Source organism: Curtobacterium sp. Leaf261 (assembly GCF_001422205.1).
Classification (GTDB): Bacteria; Actinomycetota; Actinomycetes; order Actinomycetales; family Microbacteriaceae; genus Curtobacterium.
The window spans coordinates 750,403-765,158 of sequence record NZ_LMMJ01000001.1; the positions used below are offsets into that span (position 1 = coordinate 750,403).

The following is a 14,756-nucleotide window of genomic DNA, read 5'->3' on the forward strand; positions in this document are numbered from 1 at the left end:
AGCACACTCCGTCCCCAGCTCCCGACGCCGGGAGCGCGACGCCGCAGCAGGCGCGCGCGACCCCGCCGGAGCCCGAGACCCCGGCCGGCAACGCCACGACCCGACACCGCAACGTCGCACTCCTCGCCGTGACGACCGCCATGGCAGACCGCGTGACCACCTCCGCGGACATCGAGGAGCGCCTCCACACCGTCCTCCGCCGCCTCCGACTCCCGAAGCGTCTGCTGGAACGCGTCGCCGGGGTCGTCGAGCGCCGCAACTGGGCTGACGGGCAGTCCTTCGACATCGCTGCGATCGACGCCGGCAAGCGCGCCCTCGCGCAGGCAGGGATCCGACCGGACCAGGTCGGACTCCTCATCAACACGTCCGTGACCCGGCCGCACCTCGAGCCCTCCGTCGCCGTGCGCCTGCACCACGGGATGGGACTGCCGACGTCGGCGATCAACTTCGACGTGGCGAACGCCTGCCTCGGGTTCGTGAACGCCATGAGCATCGCGGCCGGCATGATCGACTCCGGCCAGATCAAGTACGCCGTGATCATCGACGGTGAGGACGCCGACCAGGTCCAGCTCAACACCATCGACCGGCTCAACCAGGGCGGCCGCAACCGCGACGACTTCATGAGCGAGTTCGCGAGCCTGACCCTCGGGTCCGGTGCCGCGGCCGCCGTGCTCGGCCCCGCGGATCTGCACGCCGAGGGACACCGGCTGCTCGGCGGCGTCTCCCGCGCGGCGACGCAGTGGTACGGCCTCTGCGTCGGGAGCGTCGACGGCATGTTCACCGACGCCAAGGCGCTGCTCAAGGGCGGCATGGAGCTGGTCGTGGACGCGTGGAACGAGGCGCAGCGGGAGTGGAGCTGGTCCGGCATGGACCGGTACATCCTGCACCAGGTGTCCGACGTGCACACCGACGCGTTCGTGAAGGCCGTCGGGCTCGACCGCGACCGGGTCCCCACGACCTACCAGAAGTACGGCAACGTCGGCCCGGCGTCGATCCCGATCACCCTCGCAGAAGAGGTCGAGGCCGGTCACGTCAAGCGTGGTGACCGTGTGCTGCTCGCCGGTGTCGGCTCGGGGCTCAACACCTCGATGCTGGAACTCGCCTGGTGAGAGCCGTCCGCCCGGTCCGTGCTCTCCCGCGGATCGCGGCGACGACCGCGCCCGCTGCGCTGCCGCCGGCGCTCGCCGGTCTCGACCCGGCGTGGTCGCGTCTGGTCACGGTGAACGGCGACGGCCGGCCGGGAGGCACGGATCGCCTCCCCCGCACATGGCACGTCCTCGACACGGCCGGGTCCCTGGCCGCGCGCGGGACCACCCCCGTCGGCACGATCCTCTGCGTGCACGGCAACCCGACGTGGTCCTACCTTTGGCGCAGCGTCCTCACGGCCTCCCTCGCCGCGGCCGACGCCGGAGCACCCGCGTGGCGGGTCGTGGCCGTCGACCAGCTCGACATGGGCTTCTCCGAGCGGACCGGGACCACCAGGACGCTCCCCGACCGCGTCCGCGACCTCGGCGCCCTGACCGACGAGCTCGGACTCAGCGGCCCCACTGCGGGCGGACTCGGCGCGAGCGGACTCGGCGCGAGCGGCCCCGTCGTCACGCTCGGCCATGACTGGGGCGGTGTCGTGTCGATGGGCTGGGCGGTCGACCACCCGGAGGTCCTCGCGGCCGTGATGCTCTGCAACACCGCGATCCACCAGCCGTCCGACTCCCCGATCCCGGCGCCGCTCCGGCTCGCACTCGGTCCGGGGATGCTCGGCCGGTCGACGGTGATCACGCCCGCGTTCATCGAGACCACCCTCGCGATCGCCCATCCGCCCCTCGCCGCCGAGGTGAAGGACGGCTACCGAGCCCCCTACCGCGGTGCTGCCCGGCGGGGTGGTGTCGGCGGCTTCGTGGCGGACATCCCCGTGGACGACCGGCACCCGAGCACGCCGGAGCTCGACCGGATCGCCGAGGGGATCCGCACGCTCGACGTGCCGACCCTGATGCTCTGGGGGCCGCGCGACCCGATCTTCAGCGACCGGTACCTCGACGACCTGCGGGAGCGGATGCCGCACGCCGACGTGCACCGGTTCGAGGGCGCCGGGCACATGCTCACCGAGGACGTCGACGTCGCGGGGAACGTCATGGCGTGGCTCGGCGACCGGTTCGGAGCGAGCGAACCGCCCCGTCCCCCGGCACCAGCAGCAGCAGCAGCAGCAACAGCGCCCCCAGCCCCGGCAGCCGCCCCGGCGGCGCGGCCCTTCCGTCCGCTCTGGGCCGCCCTCGACGCCCTCGCCGACTCCCCCGACACCGCCCTCATCGAGATGGCCCCGACCCGGACCGCCCCGCGACACCGCTCTTCGGCCACGGCACCGCCCAGGACGGCGGTGTCGCATGCAGAGCGCGGTGCGTCAGCCGGTGCGGACCCACGCACCGTCTCGTGGCAGCTCCTCGTCAGGCGGGTCAGCGAGCTCGCCGTCGGGTTCTCCGACCTCGGCATGCGGAAGGGTGACCGCGTCTCGCTCCTCGTCACGCCGGGCGCCGACCTCACCGCCGTCCTGTACGCCGCGATCCGCATCGGCGCGATCGTCGTCGTCGCGGACGCCGGGCTCGGACTCCGGGGGCTCACGCGTGCGGTCCGCGGCGCACGCCCGGACTGGATCGTCGGAGCCCGCCCCGGCCTCGTCGCCTCCCGGGCGCTCGGCTGGCCAGGACGCCGGATCTCCACCGTGCGGCTCGCTCCCCCGGCCGCCCGGGCCCTCGGCGTCGAGCAGTCCCTGGGGAGTGTCGCCGCCCGCGGCGCCGACCTCCTGACGCACGGCACCGCGCTCCCCGAGCCCCCGGCAGCCGAGGACACCGCCGCGGTGCTGTTCACGAGCGGCTCGACCGGTCCCGCGAAGGGCGTCGTCTACACGCACGCCCAGCTCGCCGGTGTCCGCGACGTCCTGGCCGCGCAGTACGGCGTCGGCATCGGGACGGGGCTCGTCGCGGGCTTCGCGCCGTTCGCGCTCCTCGGTCCCGCGCTCGGGGCCCGCTCGGTCACCCCGGACATGGACGTCACGGCTCCAGGCACCCTCACCGCGACGGCCCTCGCGGCGGCGGTCGCGGCAGCCGAGGGCACCGTCGTCTTCCTCTCGCCCGCGGCGCTGGCGAACGTCGTGGCGACCTCGGGCACGCTGACGGACACGGACCGCGATGCCCTCGGTGGCGTCCGGCTGTTCCTGTCCGCCGGAGCCCCAGTCCCCGAACCGCTCCTCGCCGAGGCCGCCCGGCTCATGCCCGGCGCGGGTGCGCACACCCCCTACGGCATGACCGAGGGGCTGCTCATGACGGACATCGACCTCCCCGGGATCCGCGAGGCGGCGCGGTCCGGGCAGGACGGCGTCTGCGTCGGTCGCCCTGCCGCGGGGGTGACCGTCCGGATCAGCGCGCTCGACGACCTCGGTCGCGCAGTCGGCACCCCGGACGACGCGCGGGGTGTCACCGGCGAGATCGTGGTCAGCGCACCCCACGTCAAGGACCACTACGACGCGCTCTGGCGGACGACCCGCGACGCCGAGCGCGACACGACCACCGCCGACCGCTGGCACCGGACGGGCGACGTCGGCCACCTCGACGACGACGGCCGGCTCTGGGTCGAGGGGAGACTCCCCCACGTCATCACCACCGAGCACGGTGTCGTCACACCGGTCGGCCTCGAGCAGCGCGCCGAACGGGTGCGGCAGGTCCGGCGGGCGGCCGTCGTCGGGGTCGGACCCGCGGGCGACCAGCAGCTCGTCGCGATCGTCGAGACCGTCGCACCGACCGCCCACCCCGGGCTCGCCGCGGCGGCACTCACGACGTCGGTCCGGCACGCGGTGACGGACGGGACCGCCTCGATCACGCTGGCGGCGGTGTTCGCCGTGCCGCGCCTCCCGACCGATGTCCGACACAACTCCAAGATCGACCGGACGGGTCTGGCGGACTGGGCGTCCCGCATGCTCGCGGGTGCGCGCATGGTGCAGCCGTGAGGGTCCTCGTCACCGGAGCCAGCGGCTTCCTGGGTCGCGCGGTCGCGACCGCGGTGCGCGACGCCGGCCACGAGGTCCGGACCTTCCAGCGGCGACCGTCCGGACTCGTCCCGCGGGACGGACTGGAGGACCGGCTCGGCTCCGTGACGTCGCCGTCTGACGTGCAGGCGGCCGTGTCCGGCATGGACGCGGTGGTGCACCTCGCGGCGAAGGTGTCCCTGGCGGGCGATCCGCGCGAGTTCGATCGCGTGAACGTGCTCGGCACCCGGCTGCTCCTCGACGCTGCTCGGTCGGCGGGGGTCACGCGGACGGTGTTCGTCTCGTCCCCGTCGGTCGCACACGCGGGTGCGTCGATCGTCGGGGACGACGCCCTCCCTGCCTCGCCCTCCACAGCCCGCGGCGACTACGCCCGGACCAAGGCGGTCGCGGAACTCGCCGCCCTCGGCATGGACACCGACGACTTCCGGGTGGTCGCTGTCCGCCCGCACCTCGTGTGGGGTCCCGGTGACACGCAGCTCGTCGCCCGGATCGTGGACCGTGCCCGACGTCGACGGCTGCCGCTCCTCGGGGACGGTGCCGCGCTCATCGACACCACCTACGTCGACAACGCCGCGTCCGCGATGGTCGCTGCGCTCGACCGCGTGGACGACGTGCACGGCAACGCCTACGTCGTCACGAACGGCGAGCCGCGGCCGGTGGCGGAGCTCCTCGCGGGGATCTGTGGCGCTGCCCGGGTCCCCGCCCCGTCGGTCCGCGTGCCCGCGGGGCTGGCGCGGTTCGCCGGTTCGGTGCTCGAGCGGGTGTGGGCGGTCCGCCCTGGGGAGGACGAGCCGCCGATGACGCGGTTCCTCGCCGAGCAGCTCTCGACCGCGCACTGGTTCGACCAGCGGCGGACGCGGCGGGACCTCCGGTGGAGTCCGTCGGTGTCGCTCGATGAGGGCTTCCGCCGCCTGGCCGAGTCCTACCGGTAGTCGGCTCGCCCGGGCCCGGCCGCGGACTCGGTCGCAGGTCCGCTCAGCCTGGTCTCGACCTGCCCCGCCCCGCCCCGCCCTGCCCTGCCCCGCCCTGCCCTGCCCCGGTCCCGGGTCCCGTCCGCCCCGGTCCCGGTCCGCCCCACCCCGCCCCGCCCCGCCGCTCCCGACGCCGTGGCCACGTGACGCTTCATGAGCACGCATACGGCGACATCACTCCCGGATCGCGACGCCGCTTTCCGCGCGGATTGTCGCCCGATGCGCTCGCACCGGATGCGTGCACATGGAGCGACATCGTGCCCTGGAAACGACCGCGCTTTCCCGCGGACCGGTCGCCGCATGCGCGTGCATCCAGCGACGGACCCGGCCACGCCGCGCGCCTGGCCACGCCGCGCGCCCGGCTCACGCCCGCTCGGACGCCGTCACCGCCCGGAACCGCTCCGCCGCGGCCGTCGGGACCCGCGACAGCGAACCGTCGGGCTCCTCCTCGAGCCGGATGAGCCCCATCCGCCGGAGGAACGGGGTCTTCGCGCCGGAGCCGGACACAGCCTGCCGCCGGGCGTCCACCACGGCGGCATCGACCCCGAACTCCTCGACGTTCCGACCGCCCGACGCATACGACCAGTCCACGAAGTCGAACACGGGCCACCAGGTGTACCCGCGGACGTCGACCCCCTCGTCGACGAGCTCCCGCACGGTCTCCGCGGAGTCGAGCACCCAGTCGGATCGCACCTGGTCCGACCCCTCGATGCTCGTCTCCGTGATGACGATGGGCAGGCCGTACCGGTCCGCGAAGGCCCGGAGCGCCGTGCGGAGTCCGTCGGTCCAGCGGTTCGTCGCGACCTGGACGACCTCGGGCGCCGAGGTCCCGCCGTCCGACCACCCGAGCGTCCGCGGCGTCAGGTCCGGGTAGTAGTTCACGCCGAGCACGTCGAGCCGCGCGGGCGCATGCCGGAGCCGGTCGAGCCGCGCCGGGTCCGCACCGTGGTCGACGAGCCAGGAACGCATGGGGTGCTCGGACCCGACGAGACCGAGCACGAGGTCGGTCGCCACCCACCCGAGGTCGGTCAGGAGTGCCGCGTGCTCGACGAGCGCCTCGTCCGACGGGTCTGACGGGGTCGCGATGGTGCTCGCCTCGACGTGCACGATGACCGCGCCGGGGTTCGCGGCACGGATCGCCTCGACGCTCGCGACGATCCCCTCGGCGAGGGCCAGAGTGACGGTCGTCCACCCCTCCCACCCGGTGAGCGCCGGTGGCCACACCCCGCGGAGACCCGCGAACGACGCTGTCGTCAGGGGCTCGTTGAGCGGCGTGACGTGGTCGACGACCCCGCGGTACCTCGCCGCGAACGCGGCCGAGAACTCCGCGATCGCGTCGACGTACCGGGGGTCTGCGAACGAGTCGTCGAGCCACGTCGGCGTCCCGTAGTGCACGAGGTCGGCGATCACCGTCAGCCCGAGCGAGGTCGCGTACGCCAGCCGTTCGTCGAGTTCCGCCCAGTCGAACAGCCCGGGTGCCAGGTGCACGAGCGGCCACCGGACGCCGTACCGGAGCGCCGTGACCCCGAGGTCGCGGACGGCGTCGAGGTCGGCTCGCCACCGGGTCGTGTGCTCGGTGAGGTCGTGCTCGTCGAGCGGGGCCATGTCGAACCGGGCCGGCGGGACGACGGAGGTGTCCTCGATCCCGGCGATCCAGGCGAACCGCCCGGCGCCGAACTGACCGCCCATGCCGAGCCGCCCGTCGGTCGTGTCGCCCATCACTTCAGTCCACTCGTCGCGACGCCCGCCACGAAGTACTTCTGCGCGAAGAAGAACGCGACGGCGATCGGGATGAGGGAGATCGTCGCCCCGGCGAGCAGGATCGCGTGGTCGGTGACGTGCGCCCCGCCGAACAGGGTGAGCCCGGCCGGCAGGGTCAGCATGTCGCTCGAGGTCGACACCACGAGCGGCCAGAGCAGGTCGTTCCAGAGGTTCATGAAGTTCAGCACTGCGACGGTCGCGATCGCCGGTTTGGCGAGCGGCAGGATGACCTGCCAGTAGATCCGCCAGTGCCCGGCGCCGTCGATGCGCGCGGCCTCGTCGAGCTCCGTCGGGATGCTGATGAAGAACTGCCGGAACAGGAAGATGCCGAACGCGCTCGTGGCCCGCGGGATGATGAGCCCCTGGTAGGTGTTCAGCCAGCCGAGGTGGAACAGCTCGATGAACACCGGGATGAGCGTCACCTGGAACGGCACCATGAGCGTCGCCAGGACGATGAGGAACGCGATGTTCCGGCCGCGGAACTGCAGTCGCGCGAGGGCGTAGGCGCACATGGAGTCGAACAGCAGGGTCGCGGCCGTCGTCACCCCCGCGAACACGAACGTGTTGAGGACGAGGCGGAGGAACGGCAGCTGCTGCCAGATCCCGATGTACCCGTGCAGGGTGACGCTCGTCGGGAACAGGCTCGCGGGGTTGCCGAACAGGTCGCTCTCGCTCCGGAACGACCCGGACACCATCCAGATGAACGGCACGATCGCGAACACGACGCCGATCCCCAGGTAGACCCACTTGAGCACGTTCCCGACACTCGCACGGGGTCGGTCGCGGCGGTTCTGCGGGCGACCGCGTCCGTCACCGCGCTCGCGTCCGACGCGTCCGATCGGCCGGGAGGGACGGGGCAGCTGATCGGGATCGCCGGCGGACCGGGGGTGGTCACCGCCGGCACCGCGCGCGTCGCGCACCGAGGTGTCAGTCGACATCGTTGTACCTGAACAATCTGAGCTGGAGGAGCGCGATGAGCATGATGATCGCGAAGAGGACCCACGAGATCGCCGAGGCGTACCCGGTCTGGTAGTTCACGAAGCCGTCGCGGTAGAGGAGGTTGACGAGCGTGTCCGTGTGGAACACCGGGCCGCCACCGGTCATCACGTAGACGAGGTCGAACACCTGGAACGACTGGATCGTCAGGATGAGCGAGGTGAACAGCAGCGTCGGCCGGATGCTCGGCAGCGTGATGAACCAGACGAGCTTGAACCGGGCGGCACCGTCGAGTTCCGCGGCCTCGAACCGCTCCTGCGGGATGCCCTTGAGCCCCGCCACGAAGAGGATCATCGCGAAGCCGACGCTCTTCCAGACCGATACGAAGATCACGGTCGGCAGCGCGAGCGAGGTCGACTGCAGCCACGCGACGGACGGGAGTCCGAGCGCCGCGGTGAGGCCGCCGACGAGGCCGATCTGCGGGTCGAGCAGGAACTTCCAGACGAGGCCGATCGTGACGAGCGACACGATCGTGGGGAAGAAGAAGACCGACCGGACGATGCGGGTCGGGAGCCCCTCGCCCTGGAGTGCCAGTGCGGAGAGGAACCCGAAGACCAGGAGCAGCACGACCGACACGACCGTGAACTCGAGCGTGATGCCGAGGGCGTTCCGGAACTGCGGGTCCGCGAAGAGCTGCGTGTAGTTGCCGATGCCGACGAAGGTCTGCGACGACGCCCCGACGGTCCAGTCGAAGAAGCTGTAGTACAGGGACCGGACGATCGGGAACAGCACGAACACGCCGAGGATGAGCAGGCTCGGGGCCATGAAGAGCCAGGCGGGCTGGAAGCGGCGCCGGCGTGCGCGGGGCGGGCGTGCCTCCAGGCCGGTGCCGGACGTGCCGGAACCGCCGGACGTGCCGGAACCGCCGGACGTGCCGGAACCGCCGGTGGGGCCGGAACCGCCCGAGCCGGGGCGGCCCCCGCCGCGCGCACGGCGCGACGGGGACCGGTCGGTGAGCTGACTCATGACTTACTTGCTGCAGCCGGTGAGGCCGTCGATGGTCTGCCCGGCCTCCTTGGTGGCGTCCGCGACGGACGTGCCGCGCGTGATCTTGCCGAGGAGCGGCACGTAGGCGTCGGAGTCGACCTTCGTGGCGTTGTCGAGGTGCGGCAGGTACAGGCGCGAGTCCGGCACCTGGCTGGCGAACACCGACACCGTCGGGTCGGCCTTCAGCTTGCTGTCGTTCGACAGGTCCGTGCGGAGCGGCGGGAACCCGGTGGTCAGCGAGAACTTCTGCTGCACCGACTTCGAGGTCCAGTACGCCAGGAACTCCTTGGACTGCTCGGGGTACTTGGTCTTCGCCGAGATCGCGAGCGGAGCGGTCGAGCCGAGCGTGACGGACTTGCCGTCGACGCCGACCGGGATCTTCGCGATGCCGAGGTCGATGCCGGCCGACTTGTACCCGGGGGCCGCCCACGGACCGTTCATCTCCATAGCGGCCTTGCCGGCGGAGAACACCGAGTCCGCCTCGGCACCCGTCAGTCCGACCGGGCTGATCTTGTCGTTCTGGACGAGGTCGCTCCAGGTCGACAGGCCCTTCTGCGACGCGGAGGTCTGGAGCACGCTGCAGCCCTTGCTGTTGACGATGTCACCGCCCTCGAGCCACTGCAGGATCGGCCACATCTGGATCGTCTGGTTGTCGGCGAGCACGAGCCCGGAGACCCCGTTGCCGGTGAGCTTCTTGGCGTCGGTGGCCATCTCGGCGACCGTCGTCGGCGGGTTCTCGATGCCGGCGTCCGCAAAGAGCTTCTTGTTGTAGTAGAGGCTCAGCGTCGCGAAGTTCGCCGGGATCGCGTAGAGCTTGCCGTCGTAGGTGAACTCCTTGACCGTTCCTGGAGCGAGCTTCGAAGTGTTGATGTCGTCCTTGCCCGACCCGGTGTTCGTGAGCGCCATCACCGAGTTCGTCTTGACGTACTGGGCGATCGCGTTCGGGTCGGAGCTCGGCGCCGCGATGTCCGGGCCCTGGCCGGTGAGCCACGCCGACGGCAGCTTCTGCTGGATGGTGTCCCAGGGCTGCACCGTCATCTGGACCTTGATGTCGGGGTGGGACTTCTCGAAGTCCTTCACGATCTGGGTGTAGCCCGGACGGTCGCCGCCGGTGAACCCGGTCCAGACCTTGAGGGTGACGGGACCGCTCGACGAGGCCGATGACGAGGCCGAACAGCCGGACAGTGCCAGAGCCACGGTGGCTGCTCCGGCGAGGACGGCGAGTGTTGCGTGCCGCTTCTTCATGGTGAACGCTCCTTTGCGCTGCAGGTGCTTCAGGGGGTGGGGAAGGTGCTGCGGGGTGGGGAAGGTGCTACGGGGGGGTCAGTGGGGTGCGGTGCATCCGCAAGACTCGCGGACGACCAGGTCGACGTCGAGCTCGTGCCGGGACCAGCCGTCCACGCCGTCCACGAGGTCGAAGAGCCGCTCGGTCGCGATGCGGGCCATCTCCTCGGCCGGGACGCGGATGGTGGTGATCCCGGGGGTGGTCACGCGGGCGAAACCGAAGTCATCGAACCCGACGATCGACACGTCGCCCGGCACGTCGACCCCGCGCTGCTGCAGGACACGGAGTCCGCCGAGCGCCATGTCGTCGTTCGCGAACACGACCCCGTCGAAGCCCGCGCCCTCGTCGAGCAGCGCCGTCATCGCGTCGGCACCGGACTGCTCGCCGAGGTCTCCCTCGACGATGCGCGCGTCCGCGTCGAGACCGCGCGACCGGACCGCGTCGAGGAAGCCCGCGCGACGGTCGATGCCGGTCTGGTGGTCGAGCGTGCCGGTGACGTGCACGAGGCGCTGTCGACCGTGCTGGTCGAGCAGGTGCTCGGTGATATGGCGGGTCGCCGCGACGTCGTCGATGCCGACGCTGATGCCGTCGGCGAGGTACGGGAAGTTGCCGAGCAGCACCACGGGCAGCCCGGAGGCGACGAGCCGCTCGACGTTGGTGTCGTCGATCGCGGCGCTCGTGACGATCGCGCCGTCAGCAGTCCGGGAGCGCATCACCCGCTCGTAGGCGACCACACCGCGCTCGGCGTCGGCGTTCGTCGACACGATGACCTGCGCGTCGTGGGCGTTCGCGGCCTCGGACACGCCGTCGAGCACGTGCATGAAGTACAGGTGGCCGAAGACGTGCTGCGCGCTGTTCGGGACGACGAGGGCGACCGCACCGGCCTTCTGGTTGCGGAGCGCCCGGCCCGCTGAGCTCGGCACGTACCCGAGCTCGTCGGCGGCGCGTCGGACGGCAGCCCGCGTGGTGTCGCTGATGCGGTCGTGCCCGGACAGCGCCATCGACGCAGCGGCAGCGGTGACCCCGACGCGCTGCGCGACGTCCTTGAGGGTGACGGACTTGGTCACGGGGTCTCCTGCCGGATGAACGGGCGCCGGGTCGGCGACCGCCCGATGGGCGAGCGCCGGGTTGGCGAGCATCGACTGCTTTATCGATTAACTGGCATGAGCGTACCGCTGCTTTATCGATTCAGCAAGCATGGCGTGTCCCCATTCTCGGGGACACGCCATGCAGTGCGGTTGTCGGACGTACCGACGGGTCAGTTGATCGTGAACACCTGCGGCGACTGCCCGTTGCAGTCGTAGAGCTGGAGCGCCGTCTGGTTCGCCGTGTTCCCCGACGGGTCGTCGAGGCAGCGCCCGGACTGCGGGTTCAGGATCGACCCGTTCGCCTGCGGGATCCACTGCTGCCCGCCGACACCGTTGCACTGGTAGAGCTCGACGTGCGTCCCGTTCGCGGTGCCGTTGCCGTCCGCGTCGAGGCACCGTCCGAGCGACCGGATGGTGTGGTCGGACGCGGTGACGGTCCACTGCTGGTCGAGGGCCGCGGGCTGCGCGGTCTCGATCGTCAGGCAGTCGTAGAGCTGGACCTGCGACCCGTTCTGCTGCAGGTCGTCACCGGCGACGTCGACGCACTTGCCGCCGGGTCCGATGATCGGGACCGCGACGGTGAACTGCTGCGCCGCGTTGCCGTTGCAGTCGTAGAGCTGCAGGGCCGTCCCGTTCGCGGTGTTCCCCGAGGGGTCGTCGATGCAGCGGCCGGACTGCGGGTTCTTGATCGACCCGTTGCCCTGCACGATCCACTGCTGCGCGGCGTTGCCGTTGCAGTCGTAGAGCTCGAGCTTCGTGCCGTTCGCCGTGCCACCGCCGACCGCGTCGAGGCAGCGCCCGAGGGTACCCAGGGTGCCGGTGCCGTACGCGCTCCCGGACCAGTGCTGGTCCGCGGCGAGCGCCTGGCAGTCGTAGAGCTGGACCGAGGCGGTGTTCCCGCCGAGGTCGTCGCCGTACACGTCGACGCACTTGCCGCCCGGTCCGACGATCTGCGAACCCGGTCCGCCGCCGGTGCTGACGCCCTGGTAGTTCTGGGCGACGATGTTCGACTGCACGGCGTTGTCGGCCGCATCGGTCGAGTAGCCGCTCGTCATGACGCCCTCGAAGAACGACTGCGTGCCGCGGTTGGAGTTGTCACCGCCGGCTCCGAGGACGATCGAGCCCTCGAGTTTCATCGGCGTGTAGTCGCCGGCCGGCTCGGCACCCTCGTACCAGGTCGTCAGCGAGCCGGTCTGGCTGTTGCCACCCTTCAGCGCGAACCTGTTGGTGCCGTTGTTCTTGAGTTCCGCCGTGACGAACTTGCTGCTGTTGCCCTTGTTCGGCGTGTAGGTCGCCGTCCCGCCCTGGAACACCCCGTTCTCGAGGTCGGCCTGCACCCACGGGCCCTTGCCGGTGCTGCCGGGCGCGTTGAGCGTCGACAGGTTGAGGGCGTCCATGTGCCCCTGCCCGGTGTCCTTCTCCTGGGTCTCGACGTTGCCGAAGTCCGAGCAGCAGCCGTTGTTGCTGTTCGTCCCGCTCGCGACCTCGTACATCGACTCGGGGCTGGCGCCACGTGCGGTGCCCTTGGCGAGCGTGCTCGAGATCCGGTAGGCGACCTGCGGCGGCATGTACACCCCGTAGGCCTTGTGCCCGGCGACCGTGATCGGGCGCGCCGTGGCGTTCGCCGCGTGGTTCGCGCCGCCCGCGTCACCCGCGGGGGCGACGGTGATGTCGTTGTGGTTGCTGGTCTGGTCGTAGATCTTCGGGATCGTGCAGGTCGTGCCGGAGCAGAACGAGTCCTGGGCTGCGGCATTCGCGTACCCGCCGGCGGCGAGCAGTCCGATGTTCGTGGTCGCCCCGTCCGAGGCGCGCTGCACCTGGTACAGCGGACCGTTGTAGCTCGCGAACAGCGCCCGGGTGGAGCTGTACGCGGCGACGCAGGGGGTGTTCGCGCCGCCGTAGATGTCGCACGACGAGTTCGTCGCGGCGCTGGCCGTCTGCACGCCGACGGTGGCTGCGAACAGCGAACCGACGGCGAGCGCGAGTGCCCCGACCGTGGCGAGGAGTCTCCCCCGCCGTCTGGATGATGTGCCTTGCATGGTGTTCCTCTCGAGCGTCATTGCTGGAGTGGCTGATCTGCAGCGTCGGGAGTGCGGCATGGGGTCGCCGCTGCTTAATCGATTAACCGGAATCAGTCTACCTCGGGTGCCCAGATCGTGCTGGCGTCGTCGTGAACAGGACAGGGCCACCAGGAGCGCACGAGCAGGATGGACCGATGGAACCCGTCGACGCCCTGCACGAGATCGCCTTCTGGCTCGAACGCGACCTCGCGCCCACCTTCAAGGTCCAGGCGTTCCGGAAGGCGGCCGCCGCCATCGACGGGGTCGACCGATCCGGACTGGAGGCACGGCTCGCCTCCGGCGCGCTCGCCCGGACCAAGGGGGTCGGGTCGCGCAGCCTCGAGGTGATCGGCCAGGCGCTCGGGGGTGCCGTCCCGGACTACCTGCAGGCGCTGCGGGACACCGAGCGGGAGACGCTGAACGACGCGGGCGAGGCTCTGCTCGGACAGCTGCGGGGCGACCTCCATGCGCACAGCGACTGGTCGGACGGCGGCTCCCCCGTCGAGCTCATGGTCGAGACGGCGGCGCTGCTCGGGCGGGAGTACCTCGCGATCACGGACCACTCCCCGTCGCTCCGGGTCGCGCACGGGCTCGACGCCGACCGCCTGACGGAGCAGCTGGACCTGCTCGAGGCGATCCGTGCCTCCCGTCAGGCCACCGCCGGAGGCAACGCAGGAGGCAAATCCGGACGCAGCGGCACCGCCGCGATCCGGGTGCTCTCCGGGATCGAGGTGGACATCCTCGAGGACGGGACCCTCGACCAGACCCCCGAGATGCTCGACCGCCTCGACGTCGTCGTCGCGAGCGTGCACTCGAAGCTCCGCGCCGACAGCCGGACCATGACCGCACGGATGCTCGGCGGGATCCGCGACTCGCACACGAACGTCCTCGGACACTGCACCGGACGGCTCGTCCAGGGTGGTCGCGGCGAGCGTCCGCAGTCGACGTTCGACGCCCGGGCTGTGTTCGACGCGTGCGCAGCGGAGGGTGTGGCCGTCGAGATCAACGCGCGGCCGGAGCGGCAGGACCCGCCGGACGACCTCATCTCCCTAGCGCTCGAGGCCGGCTGCCTGTTCAGCATCGACACCGACGCGCACGCTCCGGGGCAGCTCGACTTCCTGCGGCTCGGCGCCGAACGGGCGGCGACGAACGGGGTCCCGGCGGAGCGGATCATCACGACGTGGCCGGTCGAGCGGCTGCTGGAGTGGACGTCCTCGCGGCGCTGACCCGGGCGGTCCCGGCGGTCCGGGCGGCCTCGGCGACCGCGGCGCTGACCCCGGCGGTCCCGGCGGTCCCGGCGGTCACGGCGGTCACGGCGGTCCGGGCGGTCCCGGCGGTCCCGTGCGCGGGCTCCGGCCGTCCCGGGCGCTGAACGGTTCTGCCCCAGCGGGCGTCAACGCGCCGAAGGACTCCCTGCCGCAATTGACGCTCGCTGGCACAGAACCGTTCCACCCGGATGGTCCTCACCGCCCTCGCCCGGAGGCCCAGGTTCGATCGCTGTGCGCGGTATGCGGCCATCGTGGGCGCGTCTCGGCGGGAATCGACCATGACCGGGCGATCTCCATGCCGCCGGGG

General features: G+C 71.5%; 10 protein-coding genes. 4 read left to right on the top strand and 6 right to left on the bottom strand.

The annotated features are described in order from the left end of the window. Window positions 1-140: 140 nt before the first annotated feature. The 3 genes from ASF23_RS03265 to ASF23_RS03275 are packed head-to-tail and all read left to right on the top strand — an operon-like array spanning window position 141 to window position 4,965. Complete coding sequence (locus ASF23_RS03265; RefSeq protein WP_082473786.1) at window positions 141-1,109, top strand: 3-oxoacyl-ACP synthase III; 969 nt, start codon at window positions 141-143, stop codon at window positions 1,107-1,109. Continuing rightward, window positions 1,106-3,994, top strand: coding sequence for an alpha/beta fold hydrolase (locus ASF23_RS03270; RefSeq protein ID WP_082473747.1), 2,889 nt, complete (start codon window positions 1,106-1,108; stop codon window positions 3,992-3,994). Before ASF23_RS03265 ends, ASF23_RS03270 begins: the two co-directional genes overlap by 4 nt. After that, a complete protein-coding gene (locus ASF23_RS03275; RefSeq protein ID WP_055948711.1) occupies window positions 3,991-4,965 on the top strand; it encodes an NAD-dependent epimerase/dehydratase family protein in 975 nt (324 codons plus the stop codon). The genes ASF23_RS03270 and ASF23_RS03275 overlap by 4 nt, the downstream gene beginning before the upstream one ends. A 402-nt stretch (window positions 4,966-5,367) precedes the next feature. On the opposite strand, the gene ASF23_RS03280 is transcribed toward ASF23_RS03275, so the two are convergent. The 6 genes from ASF23_RS03280 to ASF23_RS03305 all read right to left on the bottom strand — a co-directional run bounded on the left by ASF23_RS03280 (window position 5,368) and on the right by ASF23_RS03305 (window position 13,160). Continuing rightward, window positions 5,368-6,723: a family 1 glycosylhydrolase gene (locus tag ASF23_RS03280; RefSeq protein WP_055948714.1), complete on the bottom strand. Its 1,356-nt coding sequence runs from the start codon at window positions 6,721-6,723 to the stop codon at window positions 5,368-5,370. Continuing rightward, window positions 6,723-7,703 carry a carbohydrate ABC transporter permease gene (locus ASF23_RS03285; RefSeq protein ID WP_200919284.1) on the bottom strand — a complete coding sequence of 327 codons (981 nt, stop codon included), beginning with the start codon at window positions 7,701-7,703 and terminating at the stop codon, window positions 6,723-6,725. Before ASF23_RS03285 ends, ASF23_RS03280 begins: the two co-directional genes overlap by 1 nt. After that, a complete protein-coding gene (locus ASF23_RS03290) occupies window positions 7,693-8,727 on the bottom strand; it encodes a carbohydrate ABC transporter permease (protein WP_200919285.1) in 1,035 nt (344 codons plus the stop codon). The genes ASF23_RS03285 and ASF23_RS03290 overlap by 11 nt, the downstream gene beginning before the upstream one ends. 3 nt (window positions 8,728-8,730) lie before the next feature. Then, complete coding sequence (locus ASF23_RS03295) at window positions 8,731-9,993, bottom strand: sugar ABC transporter substrate-binding protein (RefSeq protein WP_055948717.1); 1,263 nt, start codon at window positions 9,991-9,993, stop codon at window positions 8,731-8,733. Between the two features lie 78 nt (window positions 9,994-10,071). After that, window positions 10,072-11,100 carry a LacI family DNA-binding transcriptional regulator gene (locus tag ASF23_RS03300; RefSeq protein WP_162236683.1) on the bottom strand — a complete coding sequence of 343 codons (1,029 nt, stop codon included), beginning with the start codon at window positions 11,098-11,100 and terminating at the stop codon, window positions 10,072-10,074. 191 nt (window positions 11,101-11,291) lie between these two features. Beyond that, on the bottom strand, window positions 11,292-13,160 hold the full coding sequence (locus ASF23_RS03305) for an arabinofuranosidase catalytic domain-containing protein (protein ID WP_082473787.1): 1,869 nt from the start codon (window positions 13,158-13,160) through the stop codon (window positions 11,292-11,294). A 176-nt stretch (window positions 13,161-13,336) separates the two neighbouring features. On the opposite strand from ASF23_RS03305, the gene ASF23_RS03310 reads away from it, so the two are divergent. Continuing rightward, complete coding sequence (locus ASF23_RS03310; RefSeq protein ID WP_055948724.1) at window positions 13,337-14,407, top strand: PHP domain-containing protein; 1,071 nt, start codon at window positions 13,337-13,339, stop codon at window positions 14,405-14,407. Window positions 14,408-14,756: the final 349 nt, after the last annotated feature.